The sequence below is a fragment of the Streptomyces sp. V4I2 genome (assembly GCF_030817655.1).
Classification (GTDB): domain Bacteria; phylum Actinomycetota; class Actinomycetes; order Streptomycetales; family Streptomycetaceae; genus Streptomyces; species Streptomyces plumbiresistens.
The window spans coordinates 213,847-226,176 of record NZ_JAUSZM010000003.1 but is presented as its reverse complement, the minus strand read 5'-3'; the positions used below and the strand labels follow the sequence as shown (position 1 = coordinate 226,176).

Genomic DNA, 12,330 nt, shown 5'->3' with positions numbered 1-12,330 from the left:
AGATCCCGAAGTGGGCGTTACGGCCTCGGGGGCACCGCTCCGCAGGGTGCCCCGGGTCGATCGCGAGTTCTTCCCAGAAAAGAGACATCCCCGGCGTCTCCTGCACGTAGGCAGTCTCACGGGGGAGCAACCTCAGCCGCGCTGAACAGTAGTCGCGATCCGGGGCTACCTCGGTCCCAGCAGCAGTCTGCGTCGTCATACCAGGTCAACGACACGGACCGCCGCGCTGCACTCGGCTCATCGGGTGACGCCGCAGCCGCCCCAGCGGGACGGGGAGGTCTCGGATCACCTGCCTCTGGCGATGTCCTCGTCCGGTTCTCGGTCCGCGTCAGAGCTGGAGTCGTCTTCGGTGTCCCAGGGGTTGTCGTGGAGGAGGTCGGGGTCCGGTTCCCAGTTCGCGTAGAAGTCCTCCGGAGGGTCGTCAAGGACGACTTCGTCATTGAAGTCGCCTCCCAACTTCCAGAACTCCTCGTTCTCGAGGTCCAGGTCGCATGCGGAACAAACGAAGATGTAGGGCGTAAAGACGACGATCGACTCGTCCGTCTCGTCGATGTGGGTGGTGCATGAGCCATGCCTCTGAGACCGCGTTTGAGATCTGCAGTGAAGCCGTAGGCCCGACTGAGGTCCAAGGACTGGCAGGACGATCCGCCTTGGTGATCGGTAGGATCGGCAGGCCGGAGGTCATGTGATGTTGCAGGTTCTGTACAGCGGGGAAACCAGAGAGCTCGAGCTCTCTGGGACGCGTCGAGGGCTCCTGGCGCTCGGGCAGCTGCTGCGGGGGAAGACTGGAAGCTGTGATCTCTCGGAGAACCGGCACCCCTTTCCCTACGAGAGGTCGCTGTCCGAGATCGCGTTCCGGGAGGATCCGGAGCGCGACACCGCTTCGATCGTCACGGAGGACAGGATCCTGAGGATCCAGGGAGGGCGGGATGCTCTCAACCTCCTCGCCGACAACATCGAAGACTTCGCCTCCGAGGCAGATGCAAGCGATCATTGCCACGTCGACTCCCCGACATACGACTACATCGCGCCAGAGTCGGAGCCGCTGGTGATCGCGTTCATGAGGTGAGCGGAGAGCTCTCGGCCCACGGCGGTCACAGGCCTCAGTCGTCGCCTTTAGCCGACACGTGCAGAAGTCCCCGTTGGCCGCTGGCGCAGAGCGGCTGCCGGGGGCTTCGTCGTCGTCCGGGCGGGGGTGCCGGGAATCGCCTCCCTGCGCGAAGCGGGCGTCTGTCGGCGGCCATTGGAAATTCCCCACGTACGGCCACCCCCACCGTCACTCTCCGTCGATGTCCCGGGGCCCGAGTCGCACGGTGCGAGTCAGGCCACAGGTGGGTCCTGGGCGCGGACGGCAGCGCCGTCGGTAGTGCTCTTGGGAATACGGATCCGCGCCTGATCTTTGAATGCGGTGGCACGGTCGGCGTCGGCCCTCTGGCGTGCGGCTGGCCAAGCCTTGTCCGGACGAGAAAGTGCGGTGATCACGCAATGCGGGCGGTGCGGTTTCACGAGTACGGCGGGATCGATGTGCTGCGGGTGGAGGAGGTGGAGCGGCCGGTGCCCGGTCCTGGGCAGGTGCTGGTCGAGGTCCGCGCGGCCGGGATCCAGCCCGGCGAGGCCCACATCCGCACGGGCGCGCTGCACGAACGCTGGCCGGCTGCGTTTCCCTCCGGGCAGGGCAGCGATCTGGCTGGCGTCGTGGTGGAGGCCGGCCCGCATGTCCGGGGCTTCACGGTGGGCGATGAGGTATTGGGCTTCACCCACAGGCGGGCCAGCCATGCGCAGTTCGTCGTGGTCGACGACGTGAATCTGGTCTCCCGTCCGGCGGAGTTGGCCTGGGAGGCTGCCGGGGCGCTGTACGTGGCCGGCACGACCGCCTACGCCACCGTGTTCGCGGTGGACCCGGGCCCGGACGACACGGTCGTCGTCTCCGGTGCGGCGGGCGGCGTCGGGTCGCTCGCCGTGCAGCTCGCGCGGCGGCGCGGTGCCACGGTGATCGGGCTGGCGAGCGAGAAGAACCACGCCTGGTTGAAGGATCGCGGTGTCCTCCCGATCGAGTACGGGCCAGGTGTGGCCGAGCGGATCCGTCAGGCATCCGGCGGCAGGGTCGACGCGTTCATCGACACCTTCGGCGACGGCTACGTGGCACTGGCAGTGGAGCTGGGCGTGCGGCCCGAGCGAATCAACACGATCCGCGACTGGCAGGCGGCCGCCAAGGTCGGCGCGCGGACCTACGGAGAAGGTGCGGCGGCGTGCGCGGTCGTCCTCGGCGAGCTGGCCCGGCTTGCCGCGCGCGGGCAGTTGGAGGTGCCGATCGCCCGCACCTACCCGCTGGAACAGGTGCGAGACGCCTTCCGCGAGCTGGAACAGCAGCACACCCACGGCAAGATCGTGCTGCTGCCCTAGCCGCGGCTGCCCGAGGCGACCATCGAGCAGGCATCCCCGAACATCAACACAGCGTCACCACTGGCGGCCAGGTGACTCCCCATCAGGTGGCCGCCAGCGGGGAATTGCAACTGGCCACTGACATGCCCTGCAGGCGGGCACTTGCAGCGGTCACATCGCCACTTGACCTGAACCAAACTTGAGCTTCTAAGTTCGTTCCAGATCCGCAGGAACTGACCGCGGTGCTTTTCAAGGAGGTTCACCATGGCCGAGCGCACAGCTCACATCGAGATTCCCGACCGCTACCGCTATGCCGTGATCCCGCACATCATGGTCGACGACGCCGCCGCAGCGATCGTTTTCTACCAGCGGGCCTTCGGCGCCCGTGAGGACTTCAGGATCGATGCTCCTGGTGGCGGGATTCTGCACGCCGAGATCACCATCGGACGCTCGACGCTGATGTTGGGCGACGCCAGCGCGGACGAGGCTGAGGCCGGCTCCTTTACAGCGCCGACCTCGCTTGGTGGAGGCACGTCCGTCACGCTGCACGTTTTTGTGCCGGACGTCGACAGCCTGGCGGAGCGTGCAGAGGCTGCCGGTGCAGAGATCCTCCAGCCGCCGACAGACATGTTCCATGGTGACCGCACCGTCATCCTCAAGGACCCTGCGGGTCACATGTGGGTATTCCTGACCCACGTTGAAGATGTCTCGGAAGAGGAGCTTCGGCGACGCCTGGCCGCTGCCGGGTGACCGGTCGTGGTGCACGCGCTGACCGGAACGAGTAGCCGGAACGCTGCGCAGTCAACAGGTGCGGCGGGTCGGAGCGGCTGGTGACACAACCGTGCTTCCCGTGCTGTTGGTGACATGAAGCGTGCTGATCCAGTGACAAGTACCGTGCCTCGCCGCCCTGAACCCGCAGGTCAGAGACTGCCATTGGTGACACCTATCGCGCTTCGGCTCAACCGGCTGAGGTCGGGTAGCCGCGGTAGTTGTCACATGGGCAGGCTTGTTGTCATCGAGATCGCTCCTTCAGCCCAGTGTGATCCGAGCGGTGACCGGCAGGTGGTCGCTGCCGGTGGGCGACAAGGTGCGGATCTGGCGGACGGTTGCCGAGTGGGCCATGACCTGGTCGATACGGGCCATGGGAAAGCCGGCGGGGAAGCTGAAGGCGAAGCCTCGCTCCGCTGTGTTCATCCGTGAGGTCAGCGGGGCCAGCCCACGGTCGTCGACGGTGCCGTTGAGATCGCCGAGCAGGAGGACCGTTTTCAGCTTCTCGGCGGCGATGGCCTCGCCAAGCAGGCCGGCGCTCTCGTCCCGGTGGGAGGATGCGAGGCCGCTCGCCCGGACGCGGACCGAGGGCAGGTGCGCGACGTACGCCACGATATTGCCGTGCGGTGTGTGGACCACGGTCCGCAGCCCGCGACTCCAGGTCTCTGTGATCCCCTGGGGTTTGATGTCCACCAGCCGGGCACCGGTCAGTGGATGCTTCGACCAGAGTCCGACGGTGCCCCGGACGGCGTGGTACGGGTAGTTCGGGGCGAGGGTCTGCGCGTACACCGTCAGCGTCGGGGGCACCAGTTCCTCCAACGCGATGAGATCGGGGTCGGCGTCAGCCAGGGCGCGGACCGTGCCCGCCGGGTCGGTGTTCTCGTCGCTGACGTTGTGTTGCACCACGACCAGATCGTGCGGGCCAGGCTCCGGCCCGGGCAGGAGCAGCCTGCCGAAGAGGTGCGTCCAGGCCACCACCGGCAGCAGCAGCGCCATCAGCGCGGTTGCTGAACGGCGCAGCAGGGCCAGGACGAGCAGCAACACGACCACCAGGCCGAGCCACGGAAGGAACGCTTCCAGCAGACTGCCCAGGTGGCCCACGGAGTTGGGCACCGCCCGGTGGAAGGCCATAAGCCCGGCTGTCAGCACCGCGAACACGGCGGGCACCCGCCCCCGTCTCCAGGCCGGCCGGCACCATGGATCCCGCTTCGCGCTCTCGCCCGCAGCCCACGGCCCAGATCGGCGTCGCACCCATCGGGCCACTGCTGCCTTCCCCTCCACCACGGTTTTCCATCTGCTTGACCTTGCTGCTCAAGACGGGTCATCAGGTAGATCGGTTTCGACAGCCACGCTCCCGTCGCACCGCCACCACTTCGGCGGCGGCGAGCACCAGCCGATGCGACCAGGCGTCAGCAGATCGAAGCCGCGCCCGGGCCGGTGACAACTCTCATGCTCAGTGCGCTGATGGTGACAAAGAGCCTGCTGATCCGCTGACAACTATCGTGCTTCGCCGCCGCAGAACACCAAGTCAGCCGCTCTCGATGGTTGTCACAAAAGCAGGGCTGCTGTCACCGCCATGACAGAGGTTGGGTCGGTGTGACCTAGGGCCTGTGTGACGTCGTGATCAATCTTGCCGATCCGGATCCGCATGGAAGGCGGATCCGGTAGGAAGACAATCGTGACGCGCAGGCAACTCACCGACAGGCAATGGAAGTTGATCCAGCCGTTCCTGCCGATAGGCGAGTACGGCCCGTATCCCGAGCGGCTGCGGGATCAGTTCGAGGGGGTGATCTGGCGGTTTCGCACCAGCAGCCAGTGGCGGGAGATGCCAGGCGAGTTCGGCCCATGGCCGACGGTCTACGGCCGCTTCCGGGTATGGAGGGACGCCGGCGTCTTCACCGCGCTGCTGGAAGGCGTGATCGCCGAGGCAGCCCGCCAGGGAAAGACGGACCTGTCCCTGGTCAGCGTGGACTCCACGACCGCCCGCGCCCACCACGACGCCGCCGGGATGTGCATCGGCAAGGAGATCATGGACGCCCTCGAGGAAGCCGCCGCCGAGCAGGAGGAGGCCCGGCAAAAGGGGGCGGCCCGCCAGAACAGAACGGACAGGACGCAGGTCACGACCCCGAGGGGGAAGAGCGGCGGCACATCAGGCGGAGGCGCAAGCTCCGCTTGAAGCAAGCCCTGCTCGGCAGGTCCCGTGGCGGGCTGACGAGCAAGGTTCATCTCGCCGCGGACCGCCGGTGCCGTCCGTTGTCGTTCGTCCTGACTGCGGGACAGGCAGCCGACAGCCCGCAGTTCGTCCCCGTGCTGCAGAAGGTGCGGATCCCTCTGCCGGTCGGTCGTCCCCGGACCCGGCCTGACGCTGTCGCCGCGGACAAGGCCTACTCATCGCGCGCCAACCGCTCTTACCTGCGCAGACGCAACATCAAGGCAGTCATCCCGGAGAAGAAGGACCAGGCCGCCAACCGGAAGAAGAAGGGCAGTCGCGGCGGCCGGCCCACACGCCACGATGCCGATCTCTACAAGGAGCGGAACACCGTCGAGCGCCTGATCAACAAGTTGAAGGCCTGGCGGGGCATCGCGACTCGATACGACAAGACACCCGAGAGCTACCTCGCCGGTCTCCACCTCCGCGCCGCCATGATCTGGATCAACGACCTGCTGAAGGCACCTGGTTGATCACGACATCACACAGGCCCTAGTAGGACTCCGTTAGGTTGCTCTGGCTGGTGGGTTCTTCACCATCCTGGGGTCCTGGTGGCAGTCGCGGTACAGCGACAAGGCGGCAGCTCTGGCCCAGGCCAAAGCGAACGCCCAGCGCGCCTTCGACACCCTCACACTGCTCAGGGCTCATCTTGAGGCCCAGACCTTCCTGGGCAGGGGCACGGCCGAGACCCGAGCGGCCTGGAATCGGGAACGCAAGACGCTGATCGCCACGGCCAACAGCGCGATCATGCTGCTGCCGGACGCGTACAAGGAGACACGCGGCCAGGCCCTGATGCTGCTCCGGATGATCAAGGAGTGGTACGGAACTCCCGAGTGGCGGGAGTACGAGGTGGAGACGGACGTCCTCCTGTCCGAGGCTCTGAAGTTCCTGGGGTTGTTCGTCCGTGGGTCGAAGGTTCCGGAGAAGCGCGACATAACCGGGGTCATCGCGGAGGCGATCCACCACTACCGGCGGGTATGGATGACCGCTGAGTTGGAGGACCTCGCTCGACAAGCCGAGGAAAGCGGCTTGGACGAAGAGGACCAGGAACGGGCCCACCAACTTCAGCAGGCGCTGGGGATCCTCCCCTCGGAGGGTTCGAACCCTGACACAACGACCGATCCAGTCCAGACGCCCGAGGCGGAGTAACAGGGTGCAGGCCGAGACATTGGCGGGGCTGATGGGTCTCGCCGGTGCCGTGGTCGGTGCCGCAGTCTCTACGGGGGCGGTGATCTGGCAGCAACGGAAGACCGCCCAAGAGAGACGGAGCGGGCGGCAGGAGGATGGTTTCCAGGATGGAGGCAACGTCGCTGGTGCTCAGCAGCCAGCGGCTGGCGACGGCGCGTGACCAGGCCCAGCCGATGGCGGTCAGGCGTCGACCACGTCCGGTCTCACCCGGCCGAAGGCGGAGGTTCGGCCGCTGAGGGTCGGGTCAGCTGGTGCGGCGGTCGATCTCGCTTTGCACGGTGCCGATGGCCGCGAGGGTGCCTGCGATGGCGGCTCCTTGCTGGCGTGAGAGGTCCAGCAGGTCGTCCAGGGGGATGCGTTTGGTACTGAGGTTGCGCCGGAAGTCGTCTGGCAGCGTGGTCTTCCTGTAGGCGTCGATATGGGCGACGACGGTACCGAGCGGTAGTTCAGGGAAGCGGCGTTCGGCCTGCTTGATCCGGCTGAGGAGTTCGCTGAGGGTGGTCAGATCGGCCTTCTGCGCTGCGGTGCCGGCGAGCTTGTCGAGGATGACGACGGTTTCGTTGAGTAGTTCGTAGTCGGCCTGGAAGCGCTTGGCCTGCCTGGTGCGCTGGCTCTTGCGCACCTGATCGATGGAGAAGTACGTGGTGACGGCCAGCGTGGCGAGGCCGACGACGGCCGGCCACGTCCAGGAGCTGGTGAAAGTGTCCTGGGTGGCGTCGCTTCCCAGCATCAGGCGGATGCATGGGTGAGACGCCGTCTCCATCAATGGGGATGCTGAACAGTGCATCATCGGGATTGTCCTTGTTGGGGAGGCGCTCTAAGGAGGCCGTGTCGAGGGGACGTGTGTGACGTTCCGCGTGACCGATGGCAGACCACCGGCATGGGCCGGTCATTTCTGGGGGCAGGCGCGTGAGCGCTCATGGGGGCCCGGCTTCGCAGATCCGTACACATGTGCTGCGTCTGGCGTCTTGCGCCAGGAGTTCCTGCTCCTGCGGTGGCGCATGTTCTGAACTACTGCATTTGGAGAGCGTGTGGTCCGTCGGCCGACTCAGGCGCCGCTGTTGCTGGTCGGCTTCCAGGAGGTTTTGATGTCCAGGGCCGGGCGGACGGTGTTCATCTGCGCTGTGGCGGCAACTTGCTCGGAGACGGCTTCGGTCTCCGTGACCCTGTTCGCGCGATCCGGCTCGCGCTTGGGGGAACTGGGCCCCATAGGGTCGTCCATCAGGCCGGCAGCCTTGGCGAGCCGGCGGTGTCGGTGCCCGTTCTGGCGCGAGGACATAGTGTCGTAGTCGTGGACGAGCAGGACGTCCAGATAGAACGGCCGCTGCACATGGCGCCGCAGAGCCTCTTCCAGAGCCGGGTGCCACACACCGGACTGCAGCGTTGTGAGGGTGGTGCGGTCTGCCACGAACACGGGCACGTCCAGATGGTCGCGATGCAGGCGGGCCTGCAACACCGTGGCGGCGCGCAGCGCGCGCACGTGCTGACGACTGAGCAGTCCGGAGCGGTTCGTCAAGAGCTCTGCCCAGGCTTCCCGCACGTGTTCGGTGAGCTTCGGACAGTCCGGACACGTAGCACGCACCAGAACGACATCGGACAGCCGAATGCGGAACGTGGCGGCACACTCCAGGCACTCAACCGGCCACGGTGCGTCGAAACGGCGAAAGCGCTCCAGCGCATCGAAGCCGGCCTTCCGCAGCATCCGTACGGCGGCCTCATGTGATACCTGGCCGCGGACGTTCTCGGCGACCACCGACTCGAGCTTTCTCATCTCCTCTCGCCGCGTAGCGTTCTGGCGGGCAGCGCGCCACTGTGCCTGGCGCCAGGCATCGAGCCACACCGTACGATCCCGCGCCGGCACCTCACAGGCGACGAGGAACGCCTCCAGGCACTCAGCCGACGCCGGCGGCTGCTGACCAGTCGAGATCCGGAAAGCGGTGCTGCGCGACAGCTCTCTATCAGTGGCCCGCGCCCTGCGCTCCATCATCCGGAACGACGGTGCCCCGTTGGCCTGCCGCAACTCCTCCAGCGCCGGGCAAAAACCGTGCAGGTCCTTGATGCGGTCAGGATGCGGCTCCGGATCCCTGGGCCTGCTGGTGCCGCGCCCACCCGGGCTGCCGCGATAGGCGGCGTGCCACAGCCGCGTGATCTCATCGACGTCCATACCGCATACGCGCGCAAAAGCCTGTACCACTTCCCGCTTGGGAAGGACCACACCCGAGGCTGCCCGCTGCAAGGTCCCCGGGCTGATGAACCGCGTCCGCTCCGATAGCTCAGCATAAGAGAAGCTCGCTCGCCGACGCCCGTTGCGCAAGGCAACAGCAAGTCTACCCAGCGGACTTGTGGGGTCCGGAATCGGTTTTTCTGGTCGTCCCACCTAATACTCCAGCAGGATTTCGCTGTCTGACCTGGGGGTTTGGATGGGCGGCTGGAGTGTAGCGGGTCTTGGAGTGGTGAGGGGTGGCCTTATGGAGGCTGCCCCTCGAACGTGTGCTGTCGCCGCTGGTAATGGCAGGCGCCGGGGAAATCTCCCGATGTGATCACCGAGCGTGCTGTCGAGCAGTGGGACCTGGAACTGGACGACCTCTTCGTGGCCATCGGCCACCGTTTCCGCCGCGTCGAACTCCGCCGTCGCATGCGTGACTATGTGCGCGGGCTGCTCGCCCCGGTAGCCCGCAAGAACAGCTGGCAGCTGGCCGAGCAGGCAGGCCACTCCACTCCCGACGGGCTGCAACACCTGCTCGCCGGTGCGAAGTGGGAGCCCGACGACATCCGCGACGACCTGCAGGAATACGTCGCTGACAAGCTCGGTGAGGACGACGGAGTCCTCATTATCGACGACACCGGCTTCATCAAGAAGGGCACCACCTCGGCCGGGGTTCAGCGCCAGTATTCCGGGACCGCGGGCCGCACCGAGAACTGCCAGATCGGCGTCTTCGCCGCCTACGCAACCTCCCGCGGCCGGGCTCTGGTTGACCGCGAACTGTACCTTCCCAAGTCCTGGACCACCGACCGTGACCGCTGCCGCGCTGCCAAGATCCCCGACGTGCGTGAGTTCGCGACCAAGGGCGAACTGGCCCGGCGCATGGTGCTGCGTGCCCTGGCCTCGCCGCTGCCCATCGCCTGGGTCACCGCGGATTCCGCCTACGGACAGGAGAGTCGCTTCCGTCGGCTCCTGGAACAGTCGGGCATCGGTTACGTGCTGGCCGTGCCCAAGTCCCAGTTCACCGTGGGCTGTCCCCGGATCGAGGGCCTGTTCGCGCAGGCGCCGGACGAGGCGTGGGAGAAGACTTCGTGCGGCGACGGCGCGAAGGGACCGCGCGTCTACCACTGGGCGGCGGTGCGGCTGCCAGCCGTTGCCGAGTTCGACTACCAGGGCGAGGTTCCCTACCGGATGCGGTGGGCGCTGGCCCGGCGCAGCATCAGCAAGCCCGACGAGATCGCCTACTACCTCGCCTACGCCTCCTTGGAGACAACCGCGCGGGAGTTGGTGCGGATCGCGGGGTCGCGCTGGGCGATCGAGGAATGCTTCGTGCGACACGAGGCTGCTTGAGCTGAGTGAACTCACTGAGAGGAGGTTCCGTTGAGGAACGTGTAGTTCCGGGCCAGTGTTCAGGGCCTGTCCCCGCCCCGGCGTGCGTTCCTGGTAACGGGAGGGTGCGAAGCCCGGGGGAAAAGCCCAAGGACTCCCGTTCCATCCGGGAGTTACAGGCAAGGGGAATGAGTGGACGGGTGAATGCGAATGAACCCTTGGCTATGCCTCGTAACTTCGACCCCCGCCGATGGGATGTCTAAGCGGGGTACAGGACTGGTCGTTGAGAAGCGGCAGGCGCCGGCTGGAGAGAAGCAGTCAGCCGGGAGAACACCGCCGTCCCGGGGTAGAGAGGGCACCCACCCCACTCGCATCTCGCTCATGCAGAACGTGGAAACCCCGCAAGGGTCCCATTACACGAGTGATGGGTAGGCCGACCGCAAGGAAGGCTCAAATCCCCGTCGGGAACAGGATGACCCAAGAAGCGAATGCCGGTGGCCGAAAGGCAGCAGGAAACCGGGACAGCTCAACTGGCCACTCCGGCCGGTTGTCCCGCATAACTGGCCGGATAAGGTCCAGGTGACCCGGCCCGAAAGGGTGCCGACGTGGGTCAGGTGAGCCTGCGAAGAGGACGATGAAAAGGACGACGGAACTGAAGGACACGTTAGACGCCGTGCCGCCGAGCGGCCCGGTGAACGGACCGGAAGACGAACTACTCGACTGGCATGCGATCGACTGGGATGCCGCCGAGGAGAACGTACGTCGTCTGCGCCAGCGCATCTTCGCGGCGTCGCAGGCAGGGGACCTGAAGAGGGTCCGCAACTTGCAGAAACTGATGCTCCGCAGCCGCAGTAACACGCTGATCAGCGTGCGACGAGTGACGGAGATCAACGCTGGCCGCCGGACGGCGGGCATCGACGGCAGAGTCGTGCTCACAAACCCGGGAAAAGCCGAACTGGCCGCCTGGGTCCAGCACAGCTCAACTCCGTGGAAGCCCAAGCCCGCCCGGCGCGTCTACATTCCGAAGAGCAACGGGAAGCGGCGTCCCCTCGGCATTCCAGTCATCATTGACAGAGTCCTGCAAGCCAAGACAGTCAACGCGCTGGAACCCGAATGGGAAGCCCGGTTCGAGCCGAAGTCCTATGGGTTCAGACCGGGCAGGGGATGTCAGGATGCGATCCAGGCGATATTCACGGTCGCGCACGGGAAGACCCCGAAGCGGAAGTGGGTACTGGATGCAGACCTGGCAGCGGCATTCGACCGCATCGATCACGGTCACCTCATCGAGATGCTGGGCACTTTTCCTGCGACGGGAATGGTCACCCGATGGCTGAAAGCCGGAGTCATCGAGAAGGAGTGCTTCACCGCGACCGAGGAAGGAACACCTCAAGGCGGCGTGATCAGCCCCCTCCTGCTCAACATTGCTCTTCATGGAATGGAAGAGGCTGCCGGAGTCCGCTATTTCACCGGCGGATCACACGCCGGTGAAACAAGACCGGGCTCACCGGTGCTGATCAGATACGCCGACGACCTGCTTGCCTTCGCTCATTCCAGAGCCGAGGCCGAGCAGATCCAGGCGCGACTGGCCACCTGGCTGAAACCCAGAGGTTTGGTCTTCAACGAGGACAAGACGAGCATCGTCCACCTCAACGAGGGCTGCGATTTCCTGGGCTTCAACATCCGCCGCTACCGCGGCGGGACGGTGCTTCTGATCAAGCCCAGCACGGCAGCCGTGCGACGCATCCGGAAACGGCTGGCCGTCGAGGTCAAGGCCCTGCGAGGGGCCAATGCCGAAGCGGTGATCCATAAGCTCAACCCGATCATCCGGGGCTGGGCTGCCTATTACCGGAGCGCGGTGTCCAGCCGCATCTTCCATGCCCTGGACGCCTACGTGTGGAAGCTCATCTACAAGTGGGCAACCCACACACACCCGAACAAGCCGAAGCACTGGGTCACCGCCCGCTACTTCGGCATGTTCAACAAGGCCAGGCGAGACCGGTGGGTCTTCGGCGACCGCAACAGCGGCCGCTACCTTGCCAAGTTCTCCTGGACGAAGATCGTCCGGCATCAGATGGTCAAGGGCACGTCGTCAGTGGACGACCCAGCCCTTGCCGACTACTGGGCCGAACGACGTCACAAGCACAAGCCAGCACCTGCATACGCCTGCGAGCCATCAGGGCTTGCTTGAGCCGTGTGCTCGGACAACGGGCCCGCACGGTTCTGAGGGGGGACCGCCGCAGCAATGCGGCGG

Annotated in this window: 10 protein-coding genes and 1 pseudogene; 7 read left to right on the top strand and 4 right to left on the bottom strand. The window is 65.9% G+C overall.

Features of this window, described 5'->3' with window-relative positions:
- Positions 1–285: 285 nt before the first annotated feature.
- Positions 286–456 carry a hypothetical protein gene (locus QFZ76_RS01715; protein WP_307672006.1) on the bottom strand — a complete coding sequence of 57 codons (171 nt, stop codon included), beginning with the start codon at positions 454–456 and terminating at the stop codon, positions 286–288.
- Between the two features lie 232 nt (positions 457–688).
- On the opposite strand from QFZ76_RS01715, the gene QFZ76_RS01710 reads away from it, so the two are divergent.
- From QFZ76_RS01710 to QFZ76_RS01700, 3 genes are all read left to right on the top strand, one after another.
- On the top strand, positions 689–1,069 hold the full coding sequence (locus QFZ76_RS01710) for a hypothetical protein (protein WP_307672005.1): 381 nt from the start codon (positions 689–691) through the stop codon (positions 1,067–1,069).
- Between the two features lie 416 nt (positions 1,070–1,485).
- The gene (locus QFZ76_RS01705; protein ID WP_307672004.1) at positions 1,486–2,403 is read left to right on the top strand and encodes an NADP-dependent oxidoreductase; all 918 of its coding nucleotides are present in this window, start codon (positions 1,486–1,488) and stop codon (positions 2,401–2,403) included.
- Between the two features lie 243 nt (positions 2,404–2,646).
- Positions 2,647–3,132 (top strand): VOC family protein, encoded by a 486-nt coding sequence (locus QFZ76_RS01700; RefSeq protein ID WP_307672003.1) that lies wholly within the window; start codon positions 2,647–2,649, stop codon positions 3,130–3,132.
- 279 nt (positions 3,133–3,411) lie between these two features.
- Here QFZ76_RS01700 and QFZ76_RS01695 read toward each other — a convergent pair whose 3' ends face one another.
- A complete protein-coding gene (locus tag QFZ76_RS01695; protein ID WP_373464492.1) occupies positions 3,412–4,281 on the bottom strand; it encodes an endonuclease/exonuclease/phosphatase family protein in 870 nt (289 codons plus the stop codon).
- Between the two features lie 547 nt (positions 4,282–4,828).
- Here QFZ76_RS01695 and QFZ76_RS01690 point away from each other — a divergent pair.
- Both QFZ76_RS01690 and QFZ76_RS01685 read left to right on the top strand, forming a co-directional pair.
- Positions 4,829–5,832 (top strand): annotated as a pseudogene (locus tag QFZ76_RS01690) (IS5 family transposase).
- 274 nt (positions 5,833–6,106) lie between these two features.
- Positions 6,107–6,508 carry a hypothetical protein gene (locus tag QFZ76_RS01685; RefSeq protein WP_307672001.1) on the top strand — a complete coding sequence of 134 codons (402 nt, stop codon included), beginning with the start codon at positions 6,107–6,109 and terminating at the stop codon, positions 6,506–6,508.
- Positions 6,509–6,791: 283 nt separating this feature from the next.
- Here the strand turns inward: QFZ76_RS01685 and QFZ76_RS01680 are convergent, their stop codons facing one another.
- Positions 6,792–7,277: a hypothetical protein gene (locus QFZ76_RS01680; protein WP_307672000.1), complete on the bottom strand. Its 486-nt coding sequence runs from the start codon at positions 7,275–7,277 to the stop codon at positions 6,792–6,794.
- 318 nt (positions 7,278–7,595) lie between these two features.
- Entirely contained in the window at positions 7,596–8,924 is a 1,329-nt protein-coding gene (locus QFZ76_RS01675) for a helix-turn-helix transcriptional regulator (RefSeq protein WP_307671999.1), read from the bottom strand.
- A gap of 159 nt (positions 8,925–9,083) precedes the next feature.
- On the opposite strand from QFZ76_RS01675, the gene QFZ76_RS01670 reads away from it, so the two are divergent.
- Together QFZ76_RS01670 and ltrA are read left to right on the top strand one after the other, a co-directional pair.
- Positions 9,084–10,100, top strand: a complete 1,017-nt coding sequence (locus tag QFZ76_RS01670; RefSeq protein WP_307671997.1) for an IS701 family transposase — start codon at positions 9,084–9,086, stop codon at positions 10,098–10,100.
- Positions 10,101–10,713: 613 nt separating this feature from the next.
- The gene (gene ltrA, locus QFZ76_RS01665; protein ID WP_307671996.1) at positions 10,714–12,267 is read left to right on the top strand and encodes a group II intron reverse transcriptase/maturase; all 1,554 of its coding nucleotides are present in this window, start codon (positions 10,714–10,716) and stop codon (positions 12,265–12,267) included.
- Positions 12,268–12,330 lie beyond the last annotated feature (63 nt).